The sequence below is a fragment of the Paenibacillus sp. P4_E11 genome (assembly GCF_056401635.1).
The window spans coordinates 66030-83504 of sequence record NZ_JBFUIX010000001.1 but is presented as its reverse complement, the minus strand read 5'-3'; the positions used below and the strand labels follow the sequence as shown (position 1 = coordinate 83504).

The window sequence follows — 17475 nt, the reverse complement described above, 5'->3', positions numbered from 1 at the left end:
GTAATCCAAGAAATCCAAGAGGATGTTCGAATAGAAGGGAGATTTGAATATGGCAAGAACCTTGCATTTACCCCAAGCAGGCGGTTCCCGGCTCACGTATGAGCCGGGGCAGGCTGCTGTCATAGAACTGCCGAAAGCGCCGCTGCAGAGCCGGATCGCCTTCTCGGCCGCACACGTCGTGTGCGATCCGTTCGCGGATGCTGATCCGCTGAACAACGCGCAGATCGATTGGGACGGCACGCTCGCGTATCGTCGTCACCTATGGTCGCTTGGCTTGGCCGTCGCGGAAGCGATGGACACCGCCCAGCGCGGCATGGGCTTGAGCTGGGAGCGCGCGAAAGAGCTAATCAGCCGTTCCACGGCTGAAGCGCGCGCGGTCGGAGGTCGTATTGCGTCCGGCGCAGGTACGGACCATCTGACGCCAGGACCGAATGTAACGCTTGAGCAAGTCGAAGCAGCCTACGAGGAGCAAGTCAGCTTTGTAGAAGAACAAGGCGGGCGCATTATCCTGATGGCTTCCCGTGCATTGGCGGCTTGCGCCAAGAGCCCGGAAGACTATGAGCGCGTCTACGGCAAGATTCTGAGCCAAGTGAAGGAGCCTGTTATTCTGCACTGGCTGGGCGACATGTTCGACCCGCAGCTGGCTGGATACTGGGGCCATAAGGACCCGAATGCCGCTATGGATGTATGCTTGCGCGTTATCCGCGCCAATGAAGCGAAGGTCGATGGTATCAAGATTTCGCTGCTCGACGCGGACAAGGAAATCGTTATGCGCCGTCAACTGCCGGCCAGCGTGAAGATGTATACGGGTGACGATTTCAACTACCCGGAACTGATCCGCGGCGACGAACAAGGTTACAGCCACGCGCTGCTTGGTATCTTCGACGCGATCGCGCCTGCTGCGGCTGCCGCTATCCATGCGCTGGACAACGGCGACGTCAAGCGTTACGACGCACTATTGGAGAAGACCGTCCCGTTGTCCCGACATATTTTCCAGAAGCCAACGTACGCATACAAGACCGGCATCGTGTTCATGGCTTACTTGAACGGTCATCAATCGCACTTCCGTATGATCGGCGGAGCCGAAGGCTGGCGTTCGGTCGTGCATCTGTCCGAGCTGTTCGTGTTGGCTGATCAGGCGGGCTTGCTCGTTGATCCGGATCTGGCTGCCGAGCGTATGCGTCATGTGTTGGCGTTGTCGGGTGCGTAAGTGAGTGTGACATTCTAACAGGGAATGTGCGGCGACGCCGTTTCCGTGAAGGAGATCCTAGCTAATGAATTCCTCGAATCAGAATCAACCGTTTCAAACGATAGATCGGCTTAGCTTGAATCAAATCACGACGAACCGCTGGAACATGAAGGAAGCGGTCGATGGCTGTGCTCGCGCTGGCGTCCCCTGGATCGCCATGTGGCGCGACAAGGTGGCGGACGCGGGATTGTCCGCGAGCCGGAAGCTGGCGCAGGATGCCGGCCTGCGCGTCTCAAGCTTGTGCCGCGGGGGCTACTTCCCCGCGGCCACGGCGGCCGAGCGCCAAGCTCGCATCGACGACAATCGCCGCGCGATTGAAGAGGCTGCGGAGCTCGGCGCCGAGGTGCTCGTGCTTGTGTGCGGGCCGGCGGCGGACCGCGACATCGATGGCGCGCGCGCCCAGGTGGCCGATGGCATCGCCGAGATCGTGCCGTACGCGCAGCAATGCGGCGTGAAGCTTGGCATCGAGCCGCTTCACCCGATGTATGCGGGTCAGCGCTCCGTCATCGTCACGCTGGAGCAAGCGACGACGATGGCACGCCGCCATGCCGCACATGAAGTCGGCGTCGTGATCGACGTGTTCCACGTCTGGTGGGACCCGCACCTGTACCGCGAGATCGCTCGGGCGGGCGAAGACGGCCGCATCCTGGGCTTCCACGTCTCCGACTGGATCGTGCCGATGCCGGATATGCTGCTGGGCCGCGGAATGATGGGCGACGGCTTGATTGAGCTGCGCCGTATGCGCGAAGCCGTCGAGCAAGCCGGATATACCGGCCCGATCGAAGTAGAGATCTTCAATCAGGCAATCTGGGATACGCCAGGCGACGAAGTCGTGGCGACGATGAAGGCGCGTTACTTGGAGCATTGCTAAGACGTTTTGCGAATAAAAGAGTAGGACACAAACCGGCTGAGCCGAAGATGTGTCCTACTCTTTTTTGGCGTATTGCCAGAAAGTATAAGTTTTGGGGTGGAACCGGAGGTTCCCTCTTTTAACTGCGAGAGAAAGGTTCATAATCATAAGGTGATTTAATCACTCTATCGGGCTGAAAAGTGCTGAAATCGGATGGGACAAGAGAAATAGGATGATCAAACAGTGTTATGGGTCGCAAACGAAGCTCAAGCACCAAGAGGACCTCCTCTTGAGTGATCTACTCCAGAGGTTTTAATGAACGTCTAACACCGCCCGCACCCGCGCCCCACGTCGCTACCCTCCCAACAGCTGCCGGTATTCCGTTGGGCTGCAACCTGCATATTTTTTGAACGCTTTTGTGAAGTGGGTATATTCCGGATACCCGACGGCATAGCCCACCACATAGATCTTGTTGGAGAAGTCCGCCAGCATCTGCTTCGCCAGCTCCATCCGCATCCTCGTCAAGTATTGAATGAAGGGCACGCCTTCGATCTTCTTGAACATGAAGCTGAAATACGCTGGCGAAATGTGTAGGTGGCCAGCTACTTCGCTCAGGGAAAACTGCGGGTCGGCGAACTGCGCTTCCATGTACACCAAAGCTTGAACGACCATCTGCTTATAGCCCGAATGACAGGAGTCCGTTTCGACGCGGAGGAACGAGGCTGATGCTCGGTCATCGGGCTGTGGCTCGTCGCTTAGTGCGACATCGCCGTGCACCGATTCTGCGGAGCCGACCCACTTGTCGCGTAGCCGGTTGAGCAAGCCCAGCAGGGCGTCTGCCTGGATGGGCTTCAACAAGTAGTCTACCGCGCCATATCGAAGCGCCTCCTGGGCATAGGCGAACTCCCCGTAGCCGGAAACGAGAACCGTATCGGTACGTAGCTGCTTGCTATGCACCTCGCGGAGCAGATCCAACCCGTCCATCACCGGCATCCGGATGTCCGTCAACAACAGATCGGGCTGCAGCCGATCAATCAGCTCCAATGCCTCCTCCCCGTCCTCCGCCTCGCCGACTACCTGGAAGTCCGTGGTCTCGTCATGAATCAACGTCTTCAACCCGAGCTTCACCATATATTCATCGTCCGCTATGATGACCTTATACACGATAACACCCCCGCTTTCCTCACTGCACGTATGGCAATTTGATCTGAATAACGGTGCCTTCCTCATCGGATCGAACAATGGTCAAGCCATACGGAGAGCCGAATGCCAGCCGCAGCCGACTGTGGACGTTCCACAATCCTAATCGCGGAAACTGTTGGAAGTCGGGCTTTAACATCTCCTGTTCCGTCACGTGCTCGAATGCCTGATTATAAGCCTGCGCAATGTCCACCGCCATTCCTAAGCCCTTGTCCACGATGGACAAGGTGAATATGTCGGGCTCAGCTCTACCGAACATGCCAATATAATCCGGCTTGAGCTTATGTTTCTCGTACGCATGCATGAAGGCATTTTCCACGAGAGGCTGAATCGTAAGAGGCAAGATATGCACTTGGTCGAGCCATTCGGGCTCCAACTGCACTTCGAGCTTCAAATGACGGAAACGCTCCTTTTGAATATTAAAGTAAGTGAAGATATGGTTCATTTCTTCTGCCAACTGGACGGCCTTATCGGGATGGCTGATGCTGTATCGCAATATTTGCGAAAGCCATACGGTCATTTGGCTGATCGGCTTCACCTTGGCTACGATGGCATAGGCGTTAATCGCTTCAAGCGTGTTGTATAGAAAATGCGGGTTGATTCTCAATTGCAGCGACTGCAGCAACGATTCACGCTGCTTAATCGCCATTTCCTTCTCCCTCATCTCGGAATAATGGACGATCTCGATCAGCCGTTGAATTTCGTCCAGCATGCGGTTGAACCCGTTGTTCAATGAGCCGATCTCGTCTTTACGGACAGGGGCACGGATCTGCAGGTTGCCAAGCTCGACTTTTTTCATCAGCCTCATAAGCAGCGACAGCGGCTTCGTAATCGACAAGGAGAAGCCGACGATCATGACCACCGCGAACAGCAGCATGGCAGCTCCCAGCACGATCGTCAGATTGCGCATGAACACCAGCTTCACCATCAGCTCCTGGAGCGGGACTTCGGAGATCAGGGTCAACCCGGTAAATTCGGAACGGAACGCAATGACAATCTTCTTCCCGTCGCCCCCGTCACTTACAAAATGAACCTGCCCCAGATCCCCAATCCGCTCTTTGTAGCTGAAGGGAATCGGAGCTCCCCATTGCAGCCGGTTCGGATGGTACAAATAGCGGCCGTTGGAGTCGGCGATCGAGATGATCCCGGTTTGCCCCAAATGAACATTGTCGATCGTATCGAGAATTTGATCTAACAGCAGATCGATGACGAGCGCTCCTCCGGCCTTGTAGGAAGTGTTGTCATAAATTTTACGATATATGGTCAGCACCGGGGTCGATTGTACGATGCTGATGCCGAGGTGTCGGTAATTGTCTTCACCTGTTTCCAGCTCGCTATACATCGGGATGCGGTCGCGCATATCTACGTTGCTTAAATATACACCTTTGGATGACAGCAATGTGAAACCGTATACATCTTTACGGCCGTACAAGTAATTCGGATACAGTTCCTGCTTCACTTGCTCGCTCACACTAAACTGCTTATACGTCTCGTACGGCTCCAGTCTGATGAATTGCTGCACAATCGGATTCGTCAAGAGCGGCACAGTCGTTTTCTTGATGTCCGAGAAGTAATAATCGAGATTCCGGTTCATCTGCATTAGAAGCTGCTCTGTCGTCTGGACGGCATTCTCCTCGATCGAGGCGGTCGATTTCTCGTACCAGAGCATCGCCGAGACGGAGAACGGGAACAGGAACAGGACAATGAACAGTACGGCCAGCTTGGCGCGTATCGTTATCATTCTTGTCAGCATTATCTTCACGGGATTCCATTCCATATAGAGTCACATCGGTTCCAGCGGAATTTACGCTTATCATACCTCATTTGGGTGTTGCTGAGAACGATCTATTCCTTCAAAGATCCGAGCATGGCGCCTTTGACAAAATACTTTTGCAGGAACGGGTACACAATTAAGATGGGTGCGGTCGCGAAGAGGACGATTCCCGCCTTCATCATCTCCGGTGTGAATTGCATATTGAGTTGAAAATTGTTGTCAATCCCCGAGTTGGAGCCGTCTTCCACGATCATGTTCCGCAGCAGCACCTGCAACGGATAGAGGGACTTGGTTCGCAGGAAGATGATGGCGGAGAAGTACGAGTTCCACTGACCAACCGCATGGAAGAGGGCGATCGTTGCCATGACCGGCATGGACAGAGGGAGCACGATCTTCGCGTAGAGCCCGATTTCGCTGCTTCCGTCGATCTTGGCCGCGTCGAACAGTTCGCTCGAGATGCCCTGGAAGAAAGCCTTGATGATGAATATATAAAAAGCTCCAATCGCACCCGGCACCATCAGCGACCATAGGGTATCAAGCATGCCCAGCTCCTTAACCAGCAGGTAGCTCGGAATGAGGGGGACTGGAAAAATGAACGTGAGCAAAATGAGCTTCAAAAACAGTTTTCGGCCAGGCATGAAGGCACGGGACAATGAATAAGCAAGCGATGAGTTCAACAGCAGGGCTATCAGTGTGCCTAGTATCGTGATATAGATGCTGACGCCCATCGAGCGCCAGAGCGAACGGGATGCCACAATTTCTTTATACACGTCCAACTGGAAACCTTTCGGCCACAGACCTACGATCCGCGCATTGGCGAACTCCGGGGCGCTGATCGACACGGCAAGCAAATGGATCATCGGCGCAACCATTAGGAAGCAGAATAGGGTCATACCAACCCCGTTCACAATTGGAAACAAGCTTAACTTGCGCATGGTGGTCTCCCTTCTTCAGTAGATGCTTTCACCTGTAGTTCGTTTGCTGAGCATGTTGACACCGACGATCAGAATCAAGCCGATGACCGATTTGAATATGCCGATAGCAGTCGTGTAGCTGAACTGGCTGCCGAGGAGACCGACGCGATATATATAGGTGTCGAATACTTCACCCACATCCCGGACGAGCGGATTGAGGAAGATCAGCATCTGCTCGATGTTGGCATCCAGTAGATTGCCGACGCGCAGCAGCAGCAGCACGACAATGGCCGGCATGATCGAGGGCAAGGAAATATGCCACATTTGTTTCCAACGGCTAGCCCCGTCTACCATAGCGGCTTCGTACAGATTCGGATTCACCCCGGACAGGGCGGCCAAATAAATGATCATCCCCCAGCCGACTTCCTTCCAAATCCCGATCGCAATAATCGTACCGATAAAGGTGTGTGAATTGCCGATGAAATCAATGGGCGCGATGCTCCAATTGTCCAGCAGTTTATTCATGAATCCTTTGAGATCCAGCAGATTGAAAAAAATACCTCCTACGATAACCCAGGAGAGGAAGTGCGGCAAATATAACAGCGTCTGCACGGAGCGCTTGAACCAGGCCACGCGCATTTCGTTCAGTAGCAAGGCCAGCAACAGCGGAGCCGGGAAGCCGAAGAGGATGGAGTACAGCCCTAGCCGGATGGAATTCCAAAAAATTTTGCCGAAATCTTCAAAAGCGAACATGCGGTGGAAATGATCCAAGCCGATCCACTCGCTCTGCCAAATACCTTGAAACAGATTGTAATTTTTGAAGGCAATTACATTCCCTGCAAGCGGGATATATTTGAACAGGAAGAGGGCGATCAGTCCCGGCAGGGCGATAAGAAGCACTTGTAAGGCGTCTTTGGAGTAAATGTGTTTGCGCAATGGCGGCTCCTCCTGTCATCAGAACGGCAAACGGCGCCGGCGGCGCCGTTTCACCGTGATTCTGCTTATTTCTTATGGAACGTATTGTACCAGTCCGTCGCTTCCTTGGTCACGGCGTCTCCTCCGCGTTTCTTCCATTCCGCAACGAACTTGTCGAAGGCGGCATCGACCGGCTCGGTACCCGTTACCACTTTGGCGAACATGTCAGTGAACAGATTGCCGGTTGTGAAGCCTATAGCCAACTCGGGCTTGCCATCGAGTGATTTCAATCTAGGCATGTATAGGCCGTCATGTTTAATGAGATTGGCTTGGGCCTGCTCATAACCCTTGATCATCACGTCCGCATCCGGCATGGCCTTCAGCACAAGTGGCGACGCGAAGCCGATCTCCCGGACGTTCAGCGACAGCTGATACATTTGGAACGTATTCTTGTCCGCGTTTATACTGGCCGCCATATCGTATTTGACCTTATTGTTCTCTTCCGTGTAATTCTGGCCTTTGATGCCGTAGGCAAAAAATTGGTCTGCCGCCTGATCGCTCCAGGCCCAATCTAGAAACTTGATCAGCTCCTCGGGATTCTTGGTCTTGCTCGGAATGACCCAGACGAAGTAGATGCCATCATTCTGCGCACCGAGCCCGCTCTTGCCGTCCGGTCCCTTCGGCGGCGCATTCATGCTGACGGCTGCTGACGATTGGTTGACGAATGTTTTCTTCGCGCCTTCCGCGTTATACCCGGCTGTATATTGGTACACGGCAGCTCCCCAAGAGCCAATCTCCCCCTTGGCAATGGCGGCGTTATGCTCGGCTTCCTTGCGCGTGAACAGGTTCGGATTCACATAACCGTTGTCGTACAGCTTCTTGTAGAAGGAGATCACATCCTTCATCTTCGGATCGATCATGTCTGGCGTAAGCTGCCCGTTGCGCATATTGTACAAGCCCGGGTTCACACCGAATGCGGAGCTGAATATATCAGTCCAACCGAGACCATCGAACATGCCGATGCCGTATTCGTCATTTGGATCGCCGTTGCCGTTCATGTCTTCCTTCTTGACCAGCTCGAAGTATTTCAAATAATCGTCGATCGTTTTGGGCGTGCCCAGCTTCAGCTTGTCGAGCCAGTCCTGGCGGATGAAGACGGTACGGTCGGCTGGCACTCCACTTAAGACGGGAATGCCATAGATTTTGCCGTCCTTCGATACCCGTGGTGAATTCCAGGCGGTCTCCGGAATCTTCTTCTTGAGATTCGGGCCGTACTTGTCGATGAGCGGCTTCAGATCGAGGAAGACACCCTGATCCACAGCACCGGTATGGATGGTGGAATTAATTTCTGGCGTACGGATCAAATCCCCCAGCTCACCGGAGGCGAACCGCAGTGACAGCTGTTGAGAGTAGTCCGCATGTCCGAGGAATTCGAACTTTAGGTCGTACCCCGAGAGCTTGCTGAGCTGCTTGATGTACGGATCGTCATCCTTCGCTTGTTTGGCATAAGCCGCCTCGGCATGGGACAGCAGGATGTGGATCTTTTTGTTCGTTGTGGTTGGTGCCGCGCCTTCTTCCTTCTTCACATCCGATTTTCCGCAGCCGGATAATACTGTTATGGCAGCGAAGACAGACGTTACAGCGAGTATTGCGATCTTCTTTTTCAAAAGAATACCCCTTTCATTTCGCGTGAATGCGCTTTCAATCGAGGGCCCTTCGACTTATCCTTAGTATAGCTTCAGCCCAAATCGTTTCCTATGTCATATTCCAGCGAGCCTATGAGATTTTTTAAAAATAGGCAGCAAGATTAACTAGCAAGTATTTCCAATCTTTTACCGAAGGTATGAAGGGGAACGTGAAAAACCACCCAAAGCCTATGTAAAAGGGATTGGGTGGCTCTATTCACGAATTATGCGGGATTTCTATTTCGTAACCGTAACATTAGTCTCGCCGCTTTTCACCTGAACATGGACACGTCCGGCTAAGGTCTGGAACGAGAGCTCGAGATCCGGAACGTTGGGAGCAACGGCAGAGTGGATCGTATAACCACCTGACTCTGCCCAACCAGCGACATTCGGACGAAGGCCAAGGATATCCTCAATCAGCACGGGGATCGGGGAGCTGGCCCAGGGATGACAGAGGCTGGTATTCCACTTCAGTTCCTTGGACCAGCTCTCGAAGCAGGTGGTGGCGCCTTCGCTGAGCATCTGGGTCCAGTAGCCGTGAATGGTCACTGGGCCGTCCGGTCCCTGCAGGTCATGACGTTCTTCTGTTACTAGCAAGGAGTAGGCGAATTGCTGTTCACCAGCCTGAGCCAGCGCCTTCAGGTAGAAGAACGAGAAGTATACCCCGCAGCATAACCGCTTCTGCTTCAGGAAGGAGATGACGTTGTTGCTCACGCTGTCTACAGGGATCATGTGAAAGAGCAAAGGCAGCGTATTAGCGTGCAAAGAGCAGTGATCCGAGTGCTCTGCATCCGCGAATAGCCCTGTATCAGGCCGCCAGAAAGCATTCTGGAACGCCGCAAGCACACGCTGCCTTTCTGCCGGACGCGGTGTTTGTCCGAGAATGGCTCTGATTTCATCATTCGCACACAATGCGCCGTAATAGAACGCATTGATTACATTGTGACATCCGGCGGCAATCGGCTTGCTCAGCTCAAAGTCGTAGCCATCCCTCTGGTTGGTAGGCCAATCGACCAGATTCCATTTGTCGCCCACCTCCACCAACAAGCCGTCATCACGCTGATAATCAGCGAAATACCGCATAATCCCTTCTGAAACAGGAGCCATCTCCCTGAGAAAACCGAGGTCCCCGCTATGGCGATAATAATCCAGCAGCTGTTGAGGCCATTGCAGCGAGTAGTCGGCAATCTCCTGCATGAAATTACCGGGGGATACCGCCATCATTCCTTCGCATATAACGGTGCTGGCGGCGAAATCCTCCAATGCTTTGCGATACATGTCCAGGTCGCCTGTCAAATACAAGTGGGAGAGAGCGGTTACGGTATTATCTCCGAGATATTGGCCCTTCTCCCGTGATGGACAATCGGTGTAGTGCTCCTGCGTGGCGTATTGAACGCCGTTCTTGCATATCGCCCATACCTGATTAAGCGTATCATCACTCGATGAGAACGTGCAGGAGCTCCCATCGAACGGATGGTGCCGCACAATTGCAGCGAAGCTATCCGGCTGCACGGCTGCTTCTGAACCTAACACTTCTACATAACGGAACGCTTTGTAGTCATAGTATTCCAGCTCGTCCCCTTCATCCCTGCCGGATAAAGTCCAGGTTTCCCGATAGATGCAGTTGCATCTCAATTCATCTCTTACATCCAGCTTGCCCTCTTCTTTGAGCTCTTCGCCGCATCGAATCTCAATTTGTTCCCCTGCATACCCTTTGGCTCGCATAGTGAAACTACCTGTAATCTCTTGACCAAAATCAATCCAATAACGATCTGCCTCACGTCGAATCACTTGGGCAGGCCGCACGCGGTAAACTTCCACAGTCGGCGTAGGCTGCAATACAAGCTGATGATCCGCATCCAATCGTTCGGTTACCGTTCTCCAATCAGAATCATCATAATCCAGCTGCTGCCAGCCGATGAGCTGCTTGCGTGCGTCAATGGACTCCAGGAATTGAGTCTCATACCCTACTGTGGGAGCGAATGGACCCCCGTACTGTTCAGCCTCCGTGAACCTCCAGTTGGAATCCGTAGCAGCCAGCACCTCGCCAGCATCATTCACCAGTTCGGCAAGAAGTCCTTGCCTATAATCTCCGCTGGAAAATGCCCGGTTCACTAACCCTTGATAATACACATGTACAGCTATTATGTTGTCGCCTGGCACAAGCACGTTTGCTAGATCAAATCGATTATAGTAATAACGGAACGGGTAGCCCTGTGCCGGTCCTTGTGCAATCAACTGGCCATTCACATACAGCTTGTAATAATCGTCAGCAGTTATATTCAGCCACAGTCCATTAACGGGATCAGAAGAGATATGGACTTTTCGGCGAATTAGCATATGCAAGTTGCGAAGGTTGGGATCATGCGCGAGTGCCTTACGGGGCTCCAACTCCTTCTTTAGCAGATGGAGTGGTGTGAGTGCTGCGAACGACGGATGGGTAATCCATTTGGCGGACCATTGCTTTGAATTCAATTCGTTAACCTCCATAGCAGACGCCTTGTCTGCTTTATTTTTACAACACCTGACTTTATACTAAGGGAAAATGCGCCGCAATTCTTGAAGGATACGGTTAAAATAATGGGTTGATCCGCTAGCGGAGGGGAAGAACAGTGCAACGCTATGAGAATGCAGATTTTATGAAGCAGGACGATTTGTTGTTCCATGTTTTCACACACACCATTCAGAACCGTACAGTCGATCCGCATTGCCATGAGTTCGTGGAATTTGTTTATATTTTTAATGGAACAGGCAAACATGAATATCAGGGGAAGACGTATGCAATAGCAGCCGGAGATGTGTTGATTATTGAGCCGGAGGCCGTTCACGCTTACCACGTAGGACCCCAGGAGTGTTTGCAAATCCATAATATTTTGTTTCATCCGACTTTTTTCGCCAAAGAGCTGGGGATTCTGGCTAAGGAGTCTACGTTCGTTCAATTTTATTTTTTGGAACCATTTCTGCGCGCCTCGTCTCCTTACCCATCCCACCTCCGCTTACTTCCTAACGAACGTATTTCGCTGCAGCTGTTAATAGACCAGATGGCGGTAGAATACGAGGGAAAGGAACATGGCTACAAGGTGCTGCTGAAGACGAAGCTGATGGAATGTTTCATCCATCTGAGCCGCTGTTATTTGCATCGTGAGCAAATGCGCATGACTAGAGAAGCTTCCGAGCAGGAGCTGATGGAACAGGTCACCCGTTTCGTACATGCGAATTATGATCAATCCGTTACGCTGGAGAAGCTGGGCCAGATGTGCGGCATGAGCGAGTCCGGGCTGCGTCACAAATTCAAAGCACATACCGGACTTACTCTGCTTGAATACCGCAATGAAGTGCGGATTGGAATAGCCAAACAGCTGCTGCAACAGACGGACTGGCCCATCTCGGAGATTGCGCTGGAGATCGGCTTTAACGATATCAGCTTTTTCAATCGGGTTTTCAAACAGCGCTGTCAGCTGACCCCAAGACAGTATCGCATGCAGGTATTGAATCCGTATCCGGATGTAGAGTAGAGCGGTCATTGAAAGTTATCAATAGCTGTGGATGAATTGTGTGTAAAAAGAAAATGAAAGTGGATAAATAGCCAAAGGTTGTGGATAAAATTGTGTATAGTTGTGGATATCGCATAAAGAAACAACAAGTTGCCCACAGATCCGTTCTTGTTTAATGAACTTACATGAGAAAACCCGGCCAGCGGCCGGGTCCTTGGTAGTTGAGTTAAGTTGTGTGCCCTCTACTCCGCCGTGCCCAGCTGGAATTGGCCGCCTTGGTGCGACTCGGCTTCCACCCGGTCCACCAACAGCAACTGTTCCTCGGCCTCCTCAGCCGCCTCCAGCCAAACCGTCAAATAGCTATAGCCGCCCGCATCGCCATTCACCGCGACTTGCGCTTCCCCTGTCCCGCGGAAGTGCAGCTCCATGCGGTCCTGCCCGCGCTGCCAAGTCAACTCCAACTCGGTCCCGGCCCCTGCGGCCCCTTGCCATTCGATCAAGGCGCACGCCGTTAAGACAGCTTCCTTCATCTGCTGCACAGCCTCTTCGCCGCAAGTAAAGTGATGCGGATCGAGGTACCGCTCGCTAAGCACCAGCTTGATCCTGGCCGCACCCAGCGGCTGCAATCGCAGCTTCAAACTTCCCGCACTGGCATACGGGAAATTCCAGCTCGCCACCGCTGTCTCGCCGCGGCCCGCTGCTATTTGCATCACCGGAACTCCGGCCTTGCCAGAGTCGCCTGCAATCGTGCTCCCGGCAAGAGCGTCCGTCTCCAGCGTGACGCGCCCGCCCGTACTCCAAGCGTCGAGGCCGCCGCGGAAATCCTCCACGCGCGTCCGCTCCTTCAGGAACGAAGCGGAGAAGCGGATGAGCTTGGCATAAGGCTCGGCCCACGTCTCACCGTCCTTGCTCTGCACCGTGAAATACTTCACGAGCACCTCGTCGCCGCCAAGTGCAGTCGGGAACGGGTAGCAGATGTGGGTATTCGCCGGATCGTCCGGCCGTCTTCGTACGATCTCGCGATACCCGCTCCACGTCTGGCCGCCGTCCTCGGACACTGCTGCATGCAGTACTTGGCGAGCGTAGCTGATCACATCATGCAGCGGATACCCGTCGCAATGGTTCCAGATCTTCACCAGATCGCCATTCTCCAGACTCACCAGCGAGGTAGGGGAATTCGAAGAGAGGAAGGGGGTCCGCTTCACGGCTCCCCACGTCGCTCCACCATCGGCAGATAACGCGTAGTAGAAGCGCCCCAGCGTAGTACGAATGAGCATCAGCACCCGCCCGTCGTCCAGCTCGTGCACGATGGGCTCTATCGCACCGGATTCCAGATGCGTCTCCCCGTCGGATACAGCGAGATCATTGGAAGCGTGCCACGTCCGCCCCTCGTCGTCGGAGTAGATCGTGCTGCACACGAAATGCCAGTGGACCCCATCCTCGCGGGGGATCAGCGTCGAGAATGGCACGACGAGGCGTCCGCTTGCGGTCTGCAGCAGGCTGTTGATGGCCCCGGTATAGCGGTCCAGACAGTCCACCTTCTGCGTCACGGCGTTCGTCCCATGGATGTCGTCCATACGCGTGTGTAGGATATCGCCTTGGAAATCGCTATTCTCCCAATCATAGCGGTGAATGCGGATCGAGAAGATGTGCATAGTCCCTTCGCGGCTCTGCAGCAAATGCGTCCCGCAGATCCAGCCCGGCTGCGGAGGGAACTCTATGATCGTCTCCGGCCTGGACCACGTGCGTCCGCCGTCTACCGATTGTCTCCCCATCACATAATGCGAGCTGACCGCACGATCGAGCGGCTTCAGGCTTCTTTTGGTCGTGCACATGATCGTGAACAGACTGCCGTCCCGCAGGACGAGGACCGGACCGATATTGTAGTTGCTGTCCTCGTATAGCCATTCGGCAACCGCCGAGTTGATCTTGAGCGTATTCATAGGGGATGGGCCTCCTAGTTCGGAATTTGTAAATAGTCGAACAACACCTTGGCCATGAAGTTGTGCCCGCGATCATTGGGGTGGAGGCCGTCGTTCATGTGCATAAGATGCGTGCCCAAGCTCCCGCCGATGTGGTCGCCCCAGGCCTGGTAGATATCGCATAGAGGCGCCTGTTCAGCCTGGGCCACTTCACGGAAGGCTTCCGCGTAGAAGGGATAGCAGACTCGCGCCGTAACGGCATCTTCGTTGATTCCGTAGTCCAGCCTATTCTGCGACAGCAGCAGTACTTCGCTCCCCGTATCGCGGATCTGGCTAATAATAGTCTCCAGGTTACGCTTGAATGCCGGCAGTTGCTCCATGCCCCGCTGGGAATCGTTGATGCCGAGCATGACGGTAACCAGGTCGGGGGTGAACCGCAAGGCATCCCGCTCCAATCGGTCTAATACGCCCCAGGATGTGTCGCCGCTGGAACCGGCATTCAGCACACGGGACTTGCGGCCTGACCATTCCATCAGCCGTTCGGTCAGCTGGCCGACATAGTTCAATTTCCCATAGAGGTGATAGTTTTGCTCGGTGATCGAATCTCCGATGCAGACGATGAAGGCGTGCTCGCCGCGCTGCAATTTCTCGATGGTCTTCATCATGGCCGTGCATCTAAGAAAGCTTTCAGCTTGTCCATCTGCTCCTCCGTCAAGTTGTTATACGGCAGTCGGCGCCACCGCTCCGCCACCCCGTACAGTTCCATCGCCCCGTGAATGACCGCATCGAAATCCGCTCCGACACTCGCTACGAAGTCCATGAACGGAATGTCATACGTATTGATGATCGCCACCGCTTCCCGGATATCGCCCGCCTGCACGGCCGCCCAGTAGCGATGGGCGATCTCCGGCATGAAGCGCATATAGATCGATAAGTAGGCGTCCGCTCCGTAGGGCAGCGCATCCAGGTGATTTTCCTTGCGCCCGCCGGACAAGAACGACCAACGCCCTTCCACCAGACTAGCCAACCGGCGCCCATAACCTCCGGCTATATCGTCCTTCACGGCCAAGATCCCATTGTCCTGTTCAACCAGTGTCTTGATCGCCGCAAGTGGAACGCCTACGCCCGGCGCCAGAGCCGTGACGACCATCACCGGCATCACCTTGGCGATTTGTGTGAAGTGCTCGACCAGGGTCTGGGTCGTGCTGGAACCGGCCCAGTGCGGCGCAAGCGGCATGTACAGATCTACCCCGATAGATTGGCAATACCCGGCGAAGCGGATCGACTCGCCGGTCCACCAGTTTCCTGCGGCAACGACTAGCTTCCGGCCTGCATTCTGCTCCACTACGACACGGGTCACTTCGGCAATCTCGGCGTCCGTCAAGATACTGTACAAGCTGTCCCCGTAAGTGAGCAGAATCGTTCCACTGTCCGCCGCAATAATGAATTCAACCACATTCCGCAGCGCCTTGTAATCAATGTCGCCCTCCCGGGTGAAGGGGGTACTGACCGAAGCAATCGGTCCGGACACATACTGTTTAACCCTCTCTCGATCTACCTTCATGTGCACACTCCCTGATTTGTATTGGACCTTAATTGGACCCTATAGGAACGGTCCCTCAACCTTTTAACGAGCCCGTCAAAACACCCTTAACAAAATGCTTCTGCAAAAACGGGTACACACACAGGATCGGCAGCGTCGTCACGATGATCATCGCGCCCTTCAAGCTTTGCGGAGTCGGCTTGGCCATCAAGTCGCTCATGAGCTCGGCGTTCAAATCCTGGCTGGTCATCGTCAGCACGATCTTCCTCATCAGCACCTGTACCGGCATCTTGTTCACATCCGTGATGTAGATGACCGCATCGAACCAGGCGTTCCAGTGCGCCACAGCGTAAAACAATCCGATCGTGGCGAAGGTCGGCAGGCTGAGCGGAAAGACGATATGAGTCAGGATGCGCAGGGGCGTTGCCCCGTCAATCGTAGCGGACTCCTCCAGGCTATCCGGCAGCTGGGAGAAGAAGCTTTTCATAATCAGCATGTTCCATGCGCTGATCAACCCTGGGACAATCATGACCCAGAACGTATTCGTCAGGTGCAAATATTTCATCAGCAAGTAATTCGGAATTAATCCACCGTGAAATAACATCGTAATAAACACGAACATAATGAGCGCCGTCTTGCCCGGGAGCGCTTTGCGGGAGAGGCCGTACGCCATCATCGCAGTGAAGATTAAGTTCAGCGTCGTGCCTACGACCACCCTCGTAATCGTGACCCCATACGCATTGTAAAGAATCGATCCTTGCGACAGCAGCACGTGATACGCCCCAAAATCGATAGTCTCAGGAATGAGAATGAAGCTGCCTCTGCGCATCAATTCCGACTCACTTACAAGCGATGTGGAGAGGACGGCCAGAAAGGGGAGGACAAACAACAATGCCAGCACGGTCAACAGCGTGTAGTTGAATAGTTGAAAGGCCGTTTCCCCTGTTGAACGCTTACTTCGAGCCACGCGTCATCACCCCTTACCAGATCCCTTCCTGATCGAATTTCTTGGCTAAGTAATTCGCGCTTAGAATCAATACAACGGCAATCACGGATTTGAATAAGCCTACCGCGGCGGCGAACGAATACTGCACGTCGACAAGCCCTTTGCGGTACACATACGTATCGAGAATATCGGCTACATCGTAGACCGGAGGGGAATAGAGCAGGAAGATCTGCTCGAATCCGGCATCCATAATCCCGCCGATGGACAGGATGAACAAGATGACAATAATATGCCGCATGCCCGGCAGTGTAATATGCCACATCTGGCGCAGCCGTCCCGCTCCGTCCACTCTAGCGGCTTCGTACTGCTGCGTGTCAATCCCGGCGATGGCAGCCAAATAGATGATCATGCCCCACCCGACTTCCTTCCAAATGCCCGAGATGACAAGTACTGGGCGAAAATAGTCCGAGCTGCTTAGGAACGAGATCGGATGGAAGCCCATGTACTGCAAAATATCGTTAACGAATCCGCCGTCCGTCTTCAGCAGGGTCGTAACTAACCCCGCGACGACCACCATGGACAGAAAGTGCGGCAAGTAGGAGATCGTCTGCACCGTCCGTTTGAAGGCTAGGCCTCCTACCTCGTTTAGCAGCAAGGCTAGAATGATGGGCGCCGGGAAGCCGAACAGCAGTCTATATAAGCTAATGAGGAGCGTATTCCCCATAATGTCCCAGAAATAGTAGGAGTCCAAAAAGTTCCGGAAATGCTTCAAGCCGACCCATTCCGCCGAAAATATCCCGCTTAGTCCGTCGAAAGGCGCGACATCCTTGAACGCAATGATCAGTCCATACATCGGCGTGTAATGGAAGACCAGAAAATACACAATGCCGGGCAAGATCAGGGCGTAGTACAGTCGATTCTTCTTAAGCAAACCCAGTGTTCGCGTATGCACCGGTAGCTTCCCTCCCCTCTAGGCTGACGGA

The 17475-nt window shown here is 53.8% G+C and carries 14 protein-coding genes; 3 read left to right on the top strand and 11 right to left on the bottom strand.

The genetic code is table 11. The features are described 5' to 3' along the window. Positions 1–49 precede the first annotated feature (49 nt). Together AC1DWB_RS00310 and AC1DWB_RS00305 are read left to right on the top strand one after the other, a co-directional pair. Complete coding sequence (locus AC1DWB_RS00310) at positions 50–1210, top strand: dihydrodipicolinate synthase family protein (RefSeq protein ID WP_477539017.1); 1161 nt, start codon at positions 50–52, stop codon at positions 1208–1210. 64 nt (positions 1211–1274) lie between these two features. Next, positions 1275–2120, top strand: a complete 846-nt coding sequence (locus AC1DWB_RS00305; RefSeq protein ID WP_477539016.1) for a sugar phosphate isomerase/epimerase family protein — start codon at positions 1275–1277, stop codon at positions 2118–2120. Positions 2121–2453: 333 nt separating this feature from the next. Here the strand turns inward: AC1DWB_RS00305 and AC1DWB_RS00300 are convergent, their stop codons facing one another. The 6 genes from AC1DWB_RS00300 to AC1DWB_RS00275 form a co-directional block, all read right to left on the bottom strand. After that, positions 2454–3263: a response regulator transcription factor gene (locus AC1DWB_RS00300; RefSeq protein ID WP_477539015.1), complete on the bottom strand. Its 810-nt coding sequence runs from the start codon at positions 3261–3263 to the stop codon at positions 2454–2456. 19 nt (positions 3264–3282) lie between these two features. Then, positions 3283–5052 carry a sensor histidine kinase gene (locus tag AC1DWB_RS00295; protein WP_477539151.1) on the bottom strand — a complete coding sequence of 590 codons (1770 nt, stop codon included), beginning with the start codon at positions 5050–5052 and terminating at the stop codon, positions 3283–3285. A gap of 92 nt (positions 5053–5144) precedes the next feature. Then, positions 5145–6008: a carbohydrate ABC transporter permease gene (locus AC1DWB_RS00290; RefSeq protein WP_477539014.1), complete on the bottom strand. Its 864-nt coding sequence runs from the start codon at positions 6006–6008 to the stop codon at positions 5145–5147. Between the two features lie 15 nt (positions 6009–6023). Continuing rightward, positions 6024–6923 carry an ABC transporter permease gene (locus AC1DWB_RS00285; protein WP_477539013.1) on the bottom strand — a complete coding sequence of 300 codons (900 nt, stop codon included), beginning with the start codon at positions 6921–6923 and terminating at the stop codon, positions 6024–6026. 65 nt (positions 6924–6988) lie between these two features. Next, positions 6989–8569 (bottom strand): extracellular solute-binding protein, encoded by a 1581-nt coding sequence (locus tag AC1DWB_RS00280; protein WP_477539012.1) that lies wholly within the window; start codon positions 8567–8569, stop codon positions 6989–6991. 255 nt (positions 8570–8824) lie between these two features. After that, positions 8825–11062: a family 78 glycoside hydrolase catalytic domain gene (locus AC1DWB_RS00275; RefSeq protein WP_477539011.1), complete on the bottom strand. Its 2238-nt coding sequence runs from the start codon at positions 11060–11062 to the stop codon at positions 8825–8827. Positions 11063–11199: 137 nt separating this feature from the next. Between AC1DWB_RS00275 and AC1DWB_RS00270 the strand changes: the two genes are divergently transcribed. Then, on the top strand, positions 11200–12102 hold the full coding sequence (locus AC1DWB_RS00270) for a helix-turn-helix domain-containing protein (protein ID WP_477539010.1): 903 nt from the start codon (positions 11200–11202) through the stop codon (positions 12100–12102). A gap of 221 nt (positions 12103–12323) precedes the next feature. Here AC1DWB_RS00270 and AC1DWB_RS00265 read toward each other — a convergent pair whose 3' ends face one another. Genes AC1DWB_RS00265 through AC1DWB_RS00245 form a run of 5 tightly spaced genes read right to left on the bottom strand, consistent with a single transcriptional unit; the run spans position 12324 to position 17444 of the window. Continuing rightward, positions 12324–14024, bottom strand: a complete 1701-nt coding sequence (locus tag AC1DWB_RS00265) for a sialidase family protein (protein ID WP_477539009.1) — start codon at positions 14022–14024, stop codon at positions 12324–12326. Positions 14025–14038: 14 nt separating this feature from the next. Then, positions 14039–14668 carry an SGNH/GDSL hydrolase family protein gene (locus AC1DWB_RS00260; RefSeq protein ID WP_477539008.1) on the bottom strand — a complete coding sequence of 210 codons (630 nt, stop codon included), beginning with the start codon at positions 14666–14668 and terminating at the stop codon, positions 14039–14041. Then, positions 14665–15567, bottom strand: a complete 903-nt coding sequence (locus tag AC1DWB_RS00255) for a dihydrodipicolinate synthase family protein (protein ID WP_477539007.1) — start codon at positions 15565–15567, stop codon at positions 14665–14667. Before AC1DWB_RS00255 ends, AC1DWB_RS00260 begins: the two co-directional genes overlap by 4 nt. 55 nt (positions 15568–15622) lie before the next feature. Beyond that, a complete protein-coding gene (locus tag AC1DWB_RS00250; RefSeq protein ID WP_477539006.1) occupies positions 15623–16513 on the bottom strand; it encodes a carbohydrate ABC transporter permease in 891 nt (296 codons plus the stop codon). Positions 16514–16526: 13 nt separating this feature from the next. Further along, positions 16527–17444: an ABC transporter permease gene (locus AC1DWB_RS00245; RefSeq protein ID WP_477539005.1), complete on the bottom strand. Its 918-nt coding sequence runs from the start codon at positions 17442–17444 to the stop codon at positions 16527–16529. Positions 17445–17475 lie beyond the last annotated feature (31 nt).

What these genes read in the sequence shown, in the direction of transcription:
- AC1DWB_RS00295 (WP_477539151.1), bottom strand. Translation starts at nt 5,052, where the DNA reads ATGCTGACAAGAATGATAACGATACGCGCCAAGCTGGCCGTACTGTTC.
- AC1DWB_RS00305 (WP_477539016.1), top strand. Translation starts at nt 1,275, where the DNA reads ATGAATTCCTCGAATCAGAATCAACCGTTTCAAACGATAGATCGGCTT.
- AC1DWB_RS00265 (WP_477539009.1), bottom strand. Translation starts at nt 14,024, where the DNA reads ATGAATACGCTCAAGATCAACTCGGCGGTTGCCGAATGGCTATACGAG.
- AC1DWB_RS00255 (WP_477539007.1), bottom strand. Translation starts at nt 15,567, where the DNA reads ATGAAGGTAGATCGAGAGAGGGTTAAACAGTATGTGTCCGGACCGATT.
- AC1DWB_RS00310 (WP_477539017.1), top strand. Translation starts at nt 50, where the DNA reads ATGGCAAGAACCTTGCATTTACCCCAAGCAGGCGGTTCCCGGCTCACG.
- AC1DWB_RS00260 (WP_477539008.1), bottom strand. Translation starts at nt 14,668, where the DNA reads ATGATGAAGACCATCGAGAAATTGCAGCGCGGCGAGCACGCCTTCATC.
- AC1DWB_RS00290 (WP_477539014.1), bottom strand. Translation starts at nt 6,008, where the DNA reads ATGCGCAAGTTAAGCTTGTTTCCAATTGTGAACGGGGTTGGTATGACC.